The 14,921-nt window shown below is 72.2% G+C and carries 13 protein-coding genes and 1 CRISPR repeat array; of the genes, 7 read left to right on the top strand and 6 right to left on the bottom strand.

The window, feature by feature from the left end:
• Window positions 1-3: 3 nt before the first annotated feature.
• The 6 genes from ACFVTF_RS10485 to cas3 all read right to left on the bottom strand — a co-directional run bounded on the left by ACFVTF_RS10485 (window position 4) and on the right by cas3 (window position 8,061).
• Complete coding sequence (locus tag ACFVTF_RS10485) at window positions 4-1,791, bottom strand: hypothetical protein (protein ID WP_387811750.1); 1,788 nt, start codon at window positions 1,789-1,791, stop codon at window positions 4-6.
• A gap of 14 nt (window positions 1,792-1,805) precedes the next feature.
• The gene (locus ACFVTF_RS10480) at window positions 1,806-2,039 is read right to left on the bottom strand and encodes an ammosamide/lymphostin RiPP family protein (protein ID WP_387811747.1); all 234 of its coding nucleotides are present in this window, start codon (window positions 2,037-2,039) and stop codon (window positions 1,806-1,808) included.
• Window positions 2,040-2,197: 158 nt separating this feature from the next.
• Window positions 2,198-2,863 carry an NADPH-dependent FMN reductase gene (locus tag ACFVTF_RS10475; protein WP_387811744.1) on the bottom strand — a complete coding sequence of 222 codons (666 nt, stop codon included), beginning with the start codon at window positions 2,861-2,863 and terminating at the stop codon, window positions 2,198-2,200.
• An 86-nt stretch (window positions 2,864-2,949) separates the two neighbouring features.
• A complete protein-coding gene (locus ACFVTF_RS10470) occupies window positions 2,950-3,780 on the bottom strand; it encodes a BTAD domain-containing putative transcriptional regulator (protein ID WP_371515846.1) in 831 nt (276 codons plus the stop codon).
• Window positions 3,781-4,081: 301 nt separating this feature from the next.
• Window positions 4,082-4,372 (bottom strand): hypothetical protein, encoded by a 291-nt coding sequence (locus tag ACFVTF_RS10465; RefSeq protein WP_387811740.1) that lies wholly within the window; start codon window positions 4,370-4,372, stop codon window positions 4,082-4,084.
• 432 nt (window positions 4,373-4,804) lie between these two features.
• A CRISPR array of direct repeats spans window positions 4,805-4,959; the repeat unit is 19 nt; unit sequence GGGGAGCAATCCCCGCGGG.
• A gap of 126 nt (window positions 4,960-5,085) precedes the next feature.
• On the bottom strand, window positions 5,086-8,061 hold the full coding sequence (gene cas3 / locus ACFVTF_RS10460) for a CRISPR-associated helicase Cas3' (protein ID WP_387811737.1): 2,976 nt from the start codon (window positions 8,059-8,061) through the stop codon (window positions 5,086-5,088).
• Window positions 8,062-8,179: 118 nt separating this feature from the next.
• On the opposite strand from cas3, the gene ACFVTF_RS10455 reads away from it, so the two are divergent.
• From ACFVTF_RS10455 to ACFVTF_RS10425, 7 genes are all read left to right on the top strand, one after another.
• Window positions 8,180-9,784, top strand: a complete 1,605-nt coding sequence (locus ACFVTF_RS10455) for a type I-E CRISPR-associated protein Cse1/CasA (protein ID WP_387811734.1) — start codon at window positions 8,180-8,182, stop codon at window positions 9,782-9,784.
• Window positions 9,781-10,410 (top strand): type I-E CRISPR-associated protein Cse2/CasB, encoded by a 630-nt coding sequence (casB, locus tag ACFVTF_RS10450; RefSeq protein ID WP_387811731.1) that lies wholly within the window; start codon window positions 9,781-9,783, stop codon window positions 10,408-10,410. Before ACFVTF_RS10455 ends, casB begins: the two co-directional genes overlap by 4 nt.
• Window positions 10,407-11,852, top strand: a complete 1,446-nt coding sequence (locus ACFVTF_RS10445) for a type I-E CRISPR-associated protein Cas7/Cse4/CasC (protein WP_387811729.1) — start codon at window positions 10,407-10,409, stop codon at window positions 11,850-11,852. Before casB ends, ACFVTF_RS10445 begins: the two co-directional genes overlap by 4 nt.
• Window positions 11,849-12,697 (top strand): type I-E CRISPR-associated protein Cas5/CasD, encoded by an 849-nt coding sequence (cas5e, locus tag ACFVTF_RS10440; protein WP_387811727.1) that lies wholly within the window; start codon window positions 11,849-11,851, stop codon window positions 12,695-12,697. The genes ACFVTF_RS10445 and cas5e overlap by 4 nt, the downstream gene beginning before the upstream one ends.
• Window positions 12,694-13,413: a type I-E CRISPR-associated protein Cas6/Cse3/CasE gene (locus ACFVTF_RS10435; RefSeq protein ID WP_387811724.1), complete on the top strand. Its 720-nt coding sequence runs from the start codon at window positions 12,694-12,696 to the stop codon at window positions 13,411-13,413. Before cas5e ends, ACFVTF_RS10435 begins: the two co-directional genes overlap by 4 nt.
• 371 nt (window positions 13,414-13,784) lie before the next feature.
• Window positions 13,785-13,919 carry a hypothetical protein gene (locus tag ACFVTF_RS10430; protein WP_387811721.1) on the top strand — a complete coding sequence of 45 codons (135 nt, stop codon included), beginning with the start codon at window positions 13,785-13,787 and terminating at the stop codon, window positions 13,917-13,919.
• A 275-nt stretch (window positions 13,920-14,194) separates the two neighbouring features.
• Window positions 14,195-14,797 carry a hypothetical protein gene (locus tag ACFVTF_RS10425; protein ID WP_387811719.1) on the top strand — a complete coding sequence of 201 codons (603 nt, stop codon included), beginning with the start codon at window positions 14,195-14,197 and terminating at the stop codon, window positions 14,795-14,797.
• Window positions 14,798-14,921 lie beyond the last annotated feature (124 nt).

Here is a 14,921-nt window from a genome sequence, read left to right as displayed (position 1 = left end):
GCCTCAGTCCTGAAAGTTGATCAGGTCGAACGGGCGGTTGAGCTTGGTCCGCGGCTTGGGCAGCAGCCCTTGCAGGTCACCGCCGTCGGCGACGGCCTTGGCGAGGGCGTCCGCCGCCCCGGGACGGGTGAGGCTCAGCGGCGCCATGGCCGCCACCGACCCGGCCGCGGCCACGGAGCCGGTCGTCATCACCCGACCCGCCTGGGCCAGCGCGATGCGGTACGGGTCGCCCAGCAGTCGCGCCGCGGACTCGGCGCGCTCGTACTGCTCGGCGCCCGCCCTCGCGTCACCGCCGGAGGCGTGCAGCATGCCCAGTTCGAGACGCACCTCGGTCTCGTGGAAGCGGTCACCCAGCTCGGCCGCGTTCACCAGCGTGGTGTCCAGGTCCGCCAGGGCGGCGTCCCGCTCGCCGACGAGCAGCCGCAGTCCGGCGCTGCGGTACGCGTGGTGCTTGCGGAAGCCCGCGTTGGACGAGCCGGCGGCCTGCTTGAACTTCTCCCAGGTCGCCAGGGCCGAGGCGTGCTTGCCCGCCTTCTCCTGGAGCACGCTGATGTTCGAGTACAGGTTGATCCGCAGATGCGCGGCACTGGCGTCGGTCAGGCCCGACATGCAGGCCAGCGCCTGCTTCTCGTGCTCGAAGGCCGCCCCGAGACGCCGCTCCGCGAACAGGGTCAGCCCGCGCAGGTTGTGCAGCCAGCCGCGCTCGCGGCGTACGCTCTCGGCCTCGCCCGGACGTTCCGCGACGACCTCGAAGCCCTGCTCCACCTCGGCGACGGCCTCCGCCAGCCGGTTCTTGCGCTTGGACAGGGTGAGCGCGGAGTACAGGTGCGACTGGGCACGCAGCTCCGGGGACAGGCCGGCGGCGTCCTCCCGGATGGCCCGGAAGCAGGCGAGGGCCGTGTCCTGGTCCCCGCGGAAGCCCGCCTGGATGCCGAGCACCTTGAGCAGGAAACCGCGTACGTCGGCGGTGCCGCGCAGGATCGCCGTCTCGAACTCGATGGCGTGGACGAGCTCCCCCTCGCGCTCCGCCTCGGCGAGCAGCCCGGGTACGTCCGACTCGGGGATGCCGGCGAGCAGCCCGATCGCCTCGTCGGCGACGACCGCCATGCCCTCCCAGTTCGTGGAGAAGAACGCCCGGCGGCAGTAGGCCAGTGCGGCGGCCACCCGGTCCACGGCGGAGCCCTCGGAGTCCCTTGCCCGCAGGAAGAGTTCGCCCTCCTCGGACACCGGCGCGAACCCGGCGTCGGGAGCCGTACCCAGGTCCACGACCAGGTCGCCCTCGGTGACCGGCAGCCCCATGCGGCGCAGGCAGCGCACCCGCTCCGCGCGGTAGTCGGCGTACCGGCCGACCGGCTCGCGCACGGACGTCGGCGCCTCCAGTCGCAGTTCGGCGCCCTCGACGAGCTGCGCGTGCTCGAAGGCCCGCATGAAACCGCGCAGCGAGGACAGGTCGGTGCCGCCCATCCCGCTGAGCAGCAGGGGCCTGCCCAACTGCGCGGTGCCCGTGCACAGGGCGGTCGCGGCCACCGTCAGCACGCGGTAGACCTGCTCGCTCTCCCGGTGCAGCCGCCGCTCGGACGGCGCGAGCGCGATCTCCTCCAGCGGCGCGGTGCCGGGCGCGGTCTCGGCGGGGAAGAGCTCCGCCCACTCGGACGGGTGCCCGGCCGCGAGGCCGGTGAAGTCGGCGCCCTCGGCGCGCAGGGCGTCGATGCCCGCCCGCAGCCCCGTGTACGAGGCGGCCGGGCCGGTGTTCACGTCGACCAGGACGGAGTCGGTGGATGCGCGGCTCACCTCGGCCGCCCGCGTCACCATCGCGAGGGCTCGGTGGTGGCGAGGGCGAGCGGCGCGATCTTGTTCTCGACCTCGTCGAGGTCGAAGTCGACGTCGTCCAGCTCGTCCAGCGCGTCCAGTTCGGTGTCCTCGGCGGTCTCCGCCTGGGGGGTCTCCGCTTGGGCGGTCTCCGCTCGGGGGGCTTCCGTCCCCTCGGTGGTCTCCTCGGGCTCTGTGGACTTCGCGGTGGACTTCGCGGTGTCTTCCATGGCGCGCTCCATTCGGAATCACGGTCGGACGTGGGAATGCGGATGCGAAGGATCCGGTGTCAGGGCAGCCGGAACCAAAGGGGTGGGCGGGAATCGTGACGGGGGACGTACGGGGGACGTACGGCGGGCGGCCGCGGTCGGCGGCAGGCCCCGGACGCTCAGCCGACCGGCGTGCGCATCCGGGCGAACTCGACCACTTGCCGTCCGACGGTGGCCAGTTGCGCGGTCAGATGCGGGTCGCCGGTGCCGCTGCCGGTGCCGCTGCCGGTGCTGTCGCCGACGCTTTCGTCGGACGCCAGGGTGACGCTCTCCGTGTTGATGGCCACGCCCAGGGGAGTGGGCCAGCCCCTCAGGGCGTGCACGACGGAGCGCAGCCCCGCCAGCGTCGAAGCGGCCTGCGCCCCGCGCGCAGTGACGACACAGCCGACGGCGCGGCCGTGCAGATACGGGCGCGCGTCCTCACGCAGGTCCTCCAGGTAGTCGAGGGCGTTCTTCACCAGACCGGAAACGCCCCCGTGGTACGCGGGCGTGCCGATCACCAGGCCGTCGGCGAGGGAAACGGCCTCGACCAGCCGCCGGGCCGCCGGGGTGCGCAGTGCCTCCCCCGGTGCGTAGAGCGGCAGTTGAAGTTCCTCGGCGCCCAGCAGCAGGGTCCGGGCCCCCGCCGCCGCGGAGGCCGCGAGGACCGCCCGAACCGCCCGTTCCGTCGAGGAACCGGAGCGGACGGTGCCCCCGATGCCGACGATCAGGGGCCCGGCATCGGCTGGGGCACCAACACCGGGATTCTCCACCGAAAGAACGGAACCCTGGTTCGTCTCCAGCACGGTTACACCAATCTCCTTGACCGGTCGCGGTTTTCGGAGTCTAGACAGGGCGGTTATGTGCTGGTTATGGGCTGGTTATGCGTGGGTTATGCATTGGTTACGCGTGGGCCGGAGGTCTGGTCCGCCGTCCGGGCGGGCGCGTCCTGGGTGCGCAGGACCCGGTCCAGCAGCCGCTGGGTGTCCGGGCTGACATCGATGTCCAGACCGTCCGACATCCGGGCCCGGCACAGCTTGTACCAGGACCTGGCCTGCGCTAACTGGCCCAGGTCGCCGTGTACCTGGATCAGGGTCCGGTAGACGTCCTCCTGGTACGGGTCGATGTCCAGCGTGCGGCGGCACATGTCGATGACCTTCGTCAGCTCACCCCGGTCCAGTGCCTCCTGGAGGAGGAAGTCCGCCGCTCCCACCGCGAGGGACCGTACCCAGTCCCGCTGCTCCCTGGCCCAGTCGGCGGTCTCACCGGGCAGGAAGTCCCCCGTGTGGAGGTCCAGCGCGCTGCGGTAGTACTCGGCCGCCGCGCGCGAATCACTCCGGGCCGCCGCCCGGTGCCCTTCGTTGCACAGCCGCTCCAACTCCTCGAAGTCCAGCCAGGCGTCGTGGAGTTTGAGCGAGTACCCGTACTCGCTGCAGACGATCTCCGCGGCCGGCTGTTCCTCCGAGGCCTGCTGCCCGCTGAGTATCTGGTGCACCGCGTGCTTGGCGACCTTGAGGGAACTGGAGCCCGCCGACCGGGTGCGGTCCGGCCACAGCGCGGCGTGCAGTTCGTCGCGGTCGACCGTGCGGCCCCGGTTGACGAGCAGGTAGAGGAACAGGGTGCGCGCTTTGCCGGCCCGCCAGCGTCTGACCGGGAGTCCGCCCAAGTCCAGTGAAAAGCCGCCGAGGCAGCGTACGACGGCAAGCGTGGAAATCTCGGTCATGTGGAAACCCTCCTTCTTCGTGGGGGTAACAGGATGCGAACGCACTGGCGCGGTCGGTCGGGCCAGGCCTGTGGGGTAGGCAACCCGGTCGACCGGTGGTACGACCGGGCTGAGGGCCGGTCGCCTTATATGTGTTGACGTACGGGACCGTCGTCGCCGTTCGGAGAATGCCGGTCAGGCGGACGGCGGGAAGTGGAGTCTCCGGTTCTGTTTGGCCCGCGTCGATGTCCGGCCTCGACCGTGACGCGACGGCTCGGCGATCGCCTCCGCCCGCGTCGCGCCCGACCTGGAAACCCTGGTCTCACCGGAAGATGCTGATGGCGTACTCGCCGATGGCGAGCTGTCGCGGGATCCTGGACAGGCCCACATGCAACTCGGCCTGGATTCTCCGAACTTCGACGCTCTTTCCGGCCTCGCCGATCAGCGACTTCACGAAGCACCCGGGTCGGTGTACGCACGATCGGCGTGCTGATTGCGCCGACACATCCCACCCCGCGGCAATGGCGGTGGAGCTGATGGCCGGTGTGACGAGCGTGAGCCCGACGGTCACCCCAGCGGCGGCGACCAGGGTCCCCAGTGGCTTGCGCGGCATGATGTGCGTTCTCCAGAGTTGCCTGCCGGGCACCGTCCGGCCGCCCGAGTCAGGAAGATCAGTAATGACTCTGGCTTCTGGCAATAAACAAGCAATGAACAGCAGGTACGGCCCCGACCCCCGCCCGTTCCGACTCGCCGGGTGAACGAACTACGCCGCCCCGAACCCCGAATCAAACCGGCCAATCGTTTGCCCCCGCACGACCACGTACCACGACGCTCCCGCACACCCCCCGAAGCATGAATCCCGCCGCCCCGCCCCGACACTTACACACCGAAGAACAGCCGCATGCCTCGCCCCCCGTCACACCGGTCGGGCCATCCCCGCACACACGGGGCCTGCGCACCGCGCGAGCTGCAGGTGGACGACCACACGGGGCCATCCCCGCATGGGCGGGGCTGACGCGATCAGGTGGGTGGAGAGGGACCGCACCGGGGAGCAATCCCCGCGGGCGCGGGGCTGACCCGCCTACCGACTCTTGGCGGAGATCGGCGGGGGAGCAATCCCCGCGGGCGCGGGGCTGACGGGTTAGAGGCGTTCGGTCCGTGGAGCCGGGGGGAGCAATCCCCGCGGGTGCGGGGCTGACGCTTCCTGACCTGGGGCGCTTCGACTCAGCGTAGACCAATCACGTCAGTTCCGATCGGCAGCTCCATGTGCGCAGGGCCGACGCCGCCCCGCCGTGCGTGGCGGCGTCCCTACCCGAGCGTCCGGGACTATCGGCTGAGGCCTTCCTCCGGGGTGTAGGTGATGCCGAGGGGCCCGCTGGTGCACCTGCCGGTCGTGGGGTCGAGGAGGGCCGTACGGCGGTAGCGCAGGGCGGGGCGGTGGAGTGTGGGCCAGGTACTGGGGCGCGGGATCCCGTTGCGGTCCGACACCCAGGTCACCGGGATGGACAGGGTGTTGAGGAGGTAGTCCTTCTGCTGGCTGCGGCGATCGCGGCTGTCCGCCGGGTGGTAGAGGGTGTCTGCGATCAGCAGGCCGGCGCGGTCGTAGGTGAGCGCCCCGTTGGACTGCTGGTAGAGGGCGAGGCATTCGATCGAGGGGGTGCCGACGCGGGAGAGCGCGGCGATGCCCGGGGCGCCGATGTCCCGGCCGCCGCCGTGTGCTTTGCCCGACGCGAGGTCGTAGGCGGTGGTCGGGGTCCGGCCCCGCCGGCCGTAGGGGCGGACCTGGCGGGCGGTCACCTCGCCGTTCTCATTGGTGATCGCGGCGTGCCAGTCCTCTTCGGTTCGGCCGAGGAGCTGCCCGAGCGCGCCGGGTTGTGGGGAGGAGGGGCCGTAGACCTCCCGGATGAGGGCGCCGTGCTCGCGGGCGTCCAGGACGAACCGGCCGGCCTCTCCCGCCCGTCGGTCGAGGGCGTGCCAGCTGGCGGCGAGCGTGTACGGCGCGTAGACACCTCCGTCGGGGTTTCCGTGCGGCCTCCCGTTGCTCCGGTCCGGGGGCTCGACGACGGGCAGTTCGGCGCCGTCGGGCTGCCACAGCACGGTGAGCGCGGGCTCGCGGAACCACGGGGGCCGGGCGTTGTGGTGGTGCCGGTGGAGGCGCCCGTAGCGCTGGATGAGCAGGTCGATCGGGGCGAGGTCGGTGTAGAGCCGGTCGAAGTCGACGTCGAGGGACTGTTCGATGACCTGGGTGGCGATGACGAGGAGTCGGCGGGGGCGTCCGGGGTTGGGCCCGCCGGTGTCCGGGCCGGGGCCGAGGGCGTCGACCACCCGGGTTTCGAGCGGGAGGCGGTCGCGGCCCATGAGCCGACCGTGCAGCAGGATGATCTCGTCCTTCCGCCACCCGTTCCGCAGCCCCAGATCCCGCGCGGTGCGGTGCAGTTCGACCGCGGACGCGACCCGGTTGCGGACCACCGCGGTGATGCCTCCGTCCGCAGCCTCGCGCAGCAGCTGGGTGGCGAGGCCCGTCGGCCCGGGCAGCGGCTGGAGGCGCACCTCGGTGCCGACCCGACGGGGCTGGACAGGTGCCACACCGTCCTCGTCCCCGGCACGGCGGACGGTGCCGCCCTGGTCGACGACGGTGACGGGACCGGTCCCCCCGGTGTCCCGGGCGACGGCCCGGTGCCCCGTGCACCAGGCTCGGACGAGCGCCTCACGCACCGGCGCGGGGAGCGTCGCGGAGAGGACGACCACGGACGCCCCGGCATCCGCGAGCCATTCGACCGCCGCGCCGAGCATTCCCTGTTGGAAGAGCTGGTAGGCGTGGGCCTCGTCGATGACGACCGTCTTCCCCGCGAGTCCGAGGAAGCGCAGCATCCAGTGGCGGTTCCGCTGCGGGATCAGGACGACCTGGTCCACGGTGCCGATCCCGAACGTCGAGACCAGGCCGAGGCAGCTTCGCAGGTACCAGGGGTTGAGGACGACTTCGTCGGGCTTGCCGTCGCCGGCCTCGCCGCTGTCGTGCGCGGCCACGGCCACGGAGTCGGGCAGGGAGCGCAGGGCGTTCTGCTGCCGGGTGGCGGAGGCGTCGATCAACCGGTGGACCAGGTCGGTGGCTTCGGCGGCGGCGTGGACGACGGCGAGGTTGTTGGTCGTGGCGCCGCCCGTCGAGCGCCGGACGAACTTCTCCAGCTCGCCCGCCGCCTGGTTGGTGGCGGCCCGGGTCGGCATGGCCATGAACAGGCCCTGGTGGCCGCAGGTCCTGGCGAGGTGGTGGGCGATGGCGAACGCCAGGCGGGTCTTGCCGGACCCGGTGCCGGACTCGATGACGACCAGGGCCGGTCCGTCCTCGGGGAGGGCGGCGAGTGCGGCGCTCTGGAACGGGCGGGGCGTGGTGCCGGGGAACAGTTCGGGCCAGGTCCGGGGTTCCGGACGCCACCGGTCGAGTGCGAGGTCGGAGATCGCGTCCCGGGCCTGGTGCTGGGACGCGGTCCACCAGTCGGCCGCCGGGGTGCCGAGCCGGCGGTAGGTGAAGTGGTCGTCGCTGGAGGCGATCCAGTCGGCCAGGATCACGAGACCGGTGAACATCGCCAGCACGGCGGGGCGCTCGGGCCTGACGAGGGCCGGCAGGGCCGGGAGGGAGACGCCGATGAGCTCGGCCGCCTCCGTGACGAGGCTGCGGTAGACGGGCTCCCACGCCTCCATCGGGGCGGCGCCGGAGGCCCGCTCGACCGTGTCGAGGTCGGGGATGTGGCCGTGGTGGCCGCCCAGCAGCAAGGCGACGGTGTGCAGGCCGGGGAACTCGTCCCCGGCTCCTCCGCAGCGCGGCCTGCAGCCGCAGCCGAGGATCCGGGGCAGGTGCGCCGCCGTGATGTGCTCGTGCCGGGCGTCGGCCTGCCCGTCGGGGTGAGCGTCACCGGGGAGACCTGCGGCGGACGCCTGCTCCCGCCAGGCTTCCAACTCGCGGCCCCTGAGCAACACGTCGTCGTCGCGGCCCGTTCCGAAGGAACGGAGGAAGCAGCCGGACCCCTTGCCCAGGTCGTGCAGGCCGGCCAGCAGCATCACGGTCCTGCGCGCGGTCTCCTCGTCGCCGGCCCCGAACGCCTCCGCGAGCCGCAGCCGCATCCCGGGCGTGAGGTACCGGTCCCACAGCTGCCCGGTGCACGCGGCCGTGTCGAGGACGTGCGCCGTGAGCGGGTTCCATGCCGGACCGCCGGTTCCTCGGGATCGGCGCCGCTGGTCGGTCTTTCCCCAAATGGTGTGGTGCGTCGGAACATTGAGTAACTGTCGAAGTGTCAAGACCCACATCCGGGAGCTGCTACTGTCGTGCCGCGAGGACGAACCCAACGGAGTCTGTGAAGGAAGTGACGTCTCGCGCGCGCCGGTTCGCCGAGACGGCGCGACCTCGCGGAGGGGAGGAGCGGACATGCGATGGGATCCACGCCACCAAGCATGTATCCCGGTACTGACAATCGACGGAGTCCCGGTTCGGCCCGGTCCCGCGGACGAGGGTGAACCGCTGCGGTCCAGCCCGGAGAACGGGGACGAACCGAGCCGGGCCGGCCTTGCGAAGGTCTCCGTCGTCCAGGCACTGCGGTACGCCGACCGGATCGCCGCCGTGTACGGACGGACCCCGGGGGAGACCGTCGCGGTGCTCGATTGGCTGCTCGGTGTGCTGTACGCCGCCGAGTGCTGCCCGGAGACGTACGGCGAGTGGCTGGCCTGGGTGGAGAGGCGCGAACCGCTCACCGAGGCCGCGGACTGGCTCGTCCGCCACGAGGGCGTGTGGGACCTGTTCGACGCCGAGCGTCCGCTCGGCCAGAACGCCGCTCTGCTGAAGCACCTGGACGCGTTCGGCGTCGGGCCGGCCCAGCTGGTGATCGAGCAGGCCGGCGACTACAACCAGCACTTCGACCACCACCACCTGCACCACCCCGAACCGCTCCCGGCCGACGCCGCCTGGCGCGCGATGCTGACCCAGCACGCCTTCGGGCAGGGCCGTCGAGCCCGGATCCCGGCCAAGGAGATGGGCCTGCCGGCTCCGTTCACCAATCTGTCCACCTGCCGCCTGGGTTCGCGCATCCGGGTCCTCGCGCTCGGCCCCACGCTCGGCGACACACTGCGGCTCAACCTCGCCCCCTGGGACGGAAGGCCGGACGCGCTCAACCTGACCTGGGGCGACCGCTCCCGCCGGCCGTTCCGCCGCACCGGTGCCCACGAGACCCGCAGGCCCGAGGGCCCCGCCGACCTCCACACCGTCCTCGGCCGCTCGGTCGCGCTCCGCGCCGTGGCGATGGCGGACGGCGAGCCGGGAGTCGATCGGGTCCTCGTCGGACCGGGGGAGACGCTCGCCGAACTCCCCGACGTCTACCGCCAGGACGAGGTCATGGTCATGCGAGCCGGCAAGCCGGTGACGCTCAAGCCGCAGGCCTCCCGGGAGCTGTGGCGCGAGTCGCACGCGCTGTACGCCGCCGTCGCCGAACGCGTCAAGGGCAACGACCTGTACGGGCGCCTCGCCATGCTGCGCAGCGACCGCCCGGAGCTGTGGGCGGTCGGCCTGCTGGCGGACAAGGGCCAGCCGATCACCTGGGTGGACGACCGCTTCCCGTTCGTCCCCGGGCGCGAGGCCGGCCTCCGGCAGGCGAGCGAGCAGGGCTCGGCCGTCGCCGAGTACGCGGCCGGCGCGCTCCGAGCCGCCGCCACCACCGCCTGCGAGCACGTCTATTCGGGCGCCGGCGACCGGTCCGCCCACGTGGCCCGCTTCAACGGCGAGCCCGAGCTGTGGGCGGGCGCCGGCGCGGAGTTCCACGCCATGCTCGACGCCGTCGCGGACGGCCACCCGGTCGCGGACGCGCTGTCCCACTTCGGGACCGGGATCAGGACGCTCGCCACGGCCGCCCTGAAGGCCAGGTTGGACAGCCTCCGTCCGGCCGGCCGGGAGCTGAAGGCGCACACGCTGGCCACGGAGCGGCTCCAGGTCGAACTGGACCGCCCCGACGCGCCGAACCCGCTGAAGGAGACCACCCCATGACCGAGCCCTCACCGGTGCGCCCGGCGCCCGCAGAGCCCGAGCCGGACCCCGGGAAGCAGCTCACCGCCTGGCTCTGCGGCCTCGTCCGCGCCCGGCAGTACGGGCAGTTGGCCGATCTGCGCCGCCCGGAAGCCGTGACGCAGGCCCGCCTCATCGCCGCGAACTTCGCGCCGTCCGAGGAGACCCGGCCGGTCTTCGAACACGTCGCCTTCCTCTTCGCCCGCTACCACGCCGGGCGGCTGGACCCGTCCCCGGGATCGGGCGACACCGGGGCCGCCCTCGGCCGCATCGGCACGGGGGCGGGACGCGGCCAGGCCAACCCCGGCGCGGTGCGGCTGCTGGACCGCGTCGTGGCCTCCCGCAGGGTCCCGTGGCGCCACCTCCAGCACGTGGTCGAGCGCGCCAGGTCCTGCGACACCGTCCCCCCGTCCTGGGCGGTCCTCACCGAGGACCTCGCCGGATGGTCCGGTCGGGGGCGGCCGGTTCAGTACCGGTGGGCCCGTTCCTTCTACACCCCGACCTACACCCCGACCTACGCCCCGGCCTCCACGTCCGAGACCCCGACCAGTGTGCCCCGGCCGCGCGGGACCGCGCCCGCCGCCGATCCGATCGGAGACAGCAAGTGACCAGCACCGTAGAGCCCTCGACCACCGAAGCCGCCTCCTTGACCACGGGGGCCGCGCCGTCGACCGCCGGAGCCACCGACTTCACCGGCGCGCAGTACCTCTCGCTGCACCTCCTGGAGACGATGGTCGCGGTCCTGCCGGTGCGCGACGAGAACGGCATGCCCAAGTCGATCAGCCTCGGCGGCGACCTCCGGACGATGATCACCTCGCAGGCCCGTCGACGCGCGGAGCGCACCTACTCCCGCAACCGCGCCAACACCGGCGACGGGCCCCTGGCCGGTCACACGATGGGGCTGCGCACCCGGGAGTGGGCGAAGATCACCGCCGCCGAACTGGAGGCCGGGGGCTGGGAGCCGGGGACGGCCCTGGCCACCGCCAAGGCCGTGCTGAGCGGCATCGGGCTGAAGTTCGGCGACAAGCCCAACACCGCCGATCTCACCAAGGTGCTGCTGTTCGCCCCCGAGAACGCCGGGAAGGTCCTCGCCGACAAGCTCCTCGAACACCGCGCCGCCGTCGCGGAGTGGAGCAGCGCGTACGTGGCGGCGCAGGACGCCGCGGCGGAGAAGAAGGCGAAGGCCGCGGCCAAGCGCCGTGCCCAGGCCAAGGACCGCAAGGAGGGGCGGGTGCCCGCGGAGGAGCCGCAGGAGAGCGGTGGCGAGGCCGGGGACGAGAAGCTGCCCGGCCTGCCGAAGGACCTGAGGTCCGCAGTCCTCACCGCCCTGGCCCCCGGTGACGCGATCGACATCGCCCTCTACGGCCGTTTCCTCGCCGGGATCGCCGACTCGCCCGACGTCGACGGCGCCGTCCAGACCGCCCACGCCTTCACCGTCCAGCCGGCCGAGCACATCGACGACTTCTACTCGGCCGCCGACGACGCCAAGCTCGACCGCAGGAACCGTTCCCGCGCCAACGCCCTGGACTACCTGGACGCCGCCGAGGACTCCGGCGCGGGCATGACCGGGTACCAGTCGCTGATCTCCGGGACCTTCTACCGCCACGCGGTCCTGGACCGCCACAAGCTGCGCGCCAACCTGAAGGCCGCCGGAATGACGGCCGAGCGGATCGAGGCCGCGGCGGCCGCGGCCGAGCTGGAGGTGGTCGACGCCTTCGTCAACTCCCAGCCGAGGGCCAAGGCCAACACCACCGCCTCGACCGGCTCCCTGCCGAAGCTCGTCATGGCCTTCGACGGCAAGCGCCCGTTCAACTACGGCCTGGCCTTCGAGAACGCCGTCTTCGAGGAGGCCGACGGTCCGGCCTCCCTGGAGGCCGCCCGCCGCCTCCTCGCCCAGCACGCCCTCGTCCTGCGCAAGCGCGACGACATCAGCCCGGCCCGCCTGCTCACCTACGACCTCGCGGTCGAGCGGCTGCTCGGCGCAGAAGCGGAGAACGGCAACCTGCCCGGTGCGGAGGTCGACACCATCGAGGAGCTGACCCGACCGTGACGGAGTCCGTCCTCCTCGCGCGGCTCGCGGCGCCCCTCCAGTCCTGGGGGAGCGGCTCGCACTTCGAGCGGCGTGACACCCAGCTGCACCCCACCAAGTCGGGGTGCGTCGGGATGGTCGCCGCCGCCCTCGGCCTCGACCGCACCGACGACATCGGCCACTTGGCCGCGCTGCGGTTCGGCGTCCGCGCGGACCGCCCCGGCACGCCCGCCCACGACTACCAGGTCGTCGGTGGCGGACCGATGCCGCTCCGGCCGCGCGACCTGATCACGGACCACCGGCGCGCCGATGCCGCCGCCGCACGCCTCGACGGCGAGCGCGGTCCGACCTTCGGCCGGGCCGCCGGCACCGCACTCGCCTCCTGGTACGGCGCGCCGAAGGAGATCGCACCGGACGAGCGGACCGGGGTCCTCCTCGCCGGGAACCTCCGCCGCGACCCGATGCAGACCTACCGCTGGTACCTGGCGGACGCCGCCTTCGTCGTGGCCTTCGAGAGCCGGGACCGCGACCTGCTGGAGCGGATCGCCGGCGCGCTGGAGCAGCCCAAGAGGCTGCTCTGGCTCGGGCGGAAGTCCTGCCCGCCGTCCGGCACCATCGCCGGCGGGGTGCACCCGGGCACGCTGGAGACGGTCCTGCGGTCCACGGCGCCACTGCCCAACGCCACGGCGGAGGCGCCGTGGTTCTGGTGCGAGGTCCCGCCGGGGACCAGGGGCGCGAGCCGGACCACCGACCAGCCCGTCACCTTCGACCCCGAGCAGCGCATGCACGCCGTCCGCTGGGAGACCCGCACCCGCCTCACGCCCGACCCGGACGCCGCCATCCGCTGGGAGGACCTCATCCCATGACGAACCGACTGATCACCTGCCACAGCATCATCGCCCTGGACGCCCGGCACCCCGTCGCGGCCCGGAGCCTGCTCGACGCCCAGGACATGCACCGCCTGGTGATGAGCGGCTTCCGCGGCTGGGTGGAGGACGGCCAGTCGGACCCCCGCGCGCAGATGGGGATCCTGTCGACGTGGAACGTCGACCTCAAGACCGACACCCTGCTCCTGGTCGTGCAGTCCAAGGTCACCCCGGACTGGTCGCTCATCCCCCGGGAGGCGCTCACCAGCAGGATCGAAACCATCAGCGTCGACCAACCCCTTCGCAAGGGCGATGAGTTCACCTTTCGTACGGTCCTGAGCGCACTGACCGCCCGCCCCGACGGCCGGCCCGGGACGGGGCGCTCCCGCAAGGTCCCGGCGGTCAGGCCGGACCAGGTCCGCGACTGGCTGACGAAGCGGTCGCAGCCGACCGTCGAGGGGCCGGGCTCGACGGCGGACAGCGGCGTGCGGTTCATCGGGGCGGAGATCGACCGGCGCTCGCTCGCGATCCGCATGCTGCCGCCGGTGACGAGCCGACACCATGCGGGCTTGAAGATCACCCGCTCCGAGGTGCGGGGGCAGCTGGTGGTGGTCGACCCCGAGGCCTTCCACCGCACCCTGACGGACGGCCTCGGCTCCGGTCGGGCGTACGGCTGCGGGCTGGTACTGGTGCGGCAGAGCGGGCCCCGCCCCTGAACGGACGCGGCGGGCAGAGGTAGCATCACCTCTGCCCCGCCACTCGCGAGGATGACTCTGGAGTATGTGACATCGATGCTCCAGGCCTGGCCTCAGCCGGGACCGCCCCGACACCGCTCGACTCACCCCGGCCTGTCGCGCACCGGCCCCGCACCCAGCGGGGCGACCTTCTGCCTCTGCCGCCGTCGGCCTCGCACGCGCGGGGCCGACGGCGGTGATCCCAGCGGGACCATCCCCGCACGCGCGGGGCCGATTTTCAGATCCTTGTCGGCAGCTCGGCTGCTGTCGCGACCACTCTCGGGGTGGTCAAACGGTCTTGCCCGTAGGTCAGTTGTTCACGTCGAACACGTAAAAGGTCCACGGTCCGTTACATGGGCAAGCTCCTCCTGGAGGGGCAGAGCCAGCGGATGATCGCCGCAGTGCTCGAAGCCGCCGGCTTCGACACCCCGGCGACCCACGCCTACTTCGAGAAGATCGTGTCACCACCTTGTGACAGTCAGCGATGATCAAGGAGCGGCACAGGGTCGGGCCCACCGGCCGGGACCGCGCGGCGAAACCCCGGACGGGCAGCGCTCCGGGTGAGAGGTTCACCTGTTCGGCTCAGCGAGGATGACGGCCAGGAGACGGCGCCCGGAGACCTTCCTACCGTTGGACCCGGGGAGGCTGCATCCCCGCGGAGCCCGACCGAGGACCTCTCGCCCGTCGGCCACCGCTCACGCCGAACCCGGCAGTCGACTTCCACCGTGACCACGCAGGGTCCGGGTCGAAGGAGATGAAGGACATGAACACCACGCGCACCGCCCGCACGCCCGCGACACCCGCACTGAACGGGTGCCGGACATCACGCCGCCGCCTTCGGGCACGGATCGGGCTCGCCGCGACCGCCACGGCCCTGTCGCTGCTGCCGATCGCCCCGTCCACCGCCAGCGCGGCACCCCATCTCCCGCTCACACAGATCGTGCGGGAGGCCAAGGTGAAGGCGCAGCAGGAGCACCCCGGCTCGCAGTTCTACGACGCGGACGCCGTCCTGCTGGCACCCACGACCAACCCCAATGACGTCCAGGCCTGGTGGATCCGCTTCCGGGCCAAGGGCTCGGAGCCGTCCTTCGAGTACAAGTACTCGACCACCGGTCAGTACCAGAGCACGCAGCCGTGGAGCGTCCCGATCGGGATCCAGGCCATCTCCTCGTTCACCATGACGGAGGTCCAGGCCCACGATCTGGCCGTCAAGGCCGGGCACACCGGCGCGTTCAAGCCCCTGTACCTCAATGAGCCCGTCGTGCAGAACCCGCATCCCACCTACTACTTCTGCATTCCCAGCGAGGGCAGGACGGTGGCGGTGGACACCGCGACGGGCCACGTCACCACGCCCTGGCCGTGCTAGAGACCACGGTGTGAGCCCTGTTCGGTGGCCGTCACCCAGCGGGGGTGACGGCCATCGGCGGCCGGCGACCCGTCCCAGATCCACGACTTCGCGGGCGTGCGCGCCAAGTTCGAGGGCACCTGGG

This window comes from Kitasatospora sp. NPDC057940 (assembly GCF_042887425.1).
In the GTDB taxonomy this organism is placed as follows: domain Bacteria; phylum Actinomycetota; class Actinomycetes; order Streptomycetales; family Streptomycetaceae; genus Kitasatospora.
This window is presented reverse-complemented; position numbering and strand designations above follow the sequence as displayed.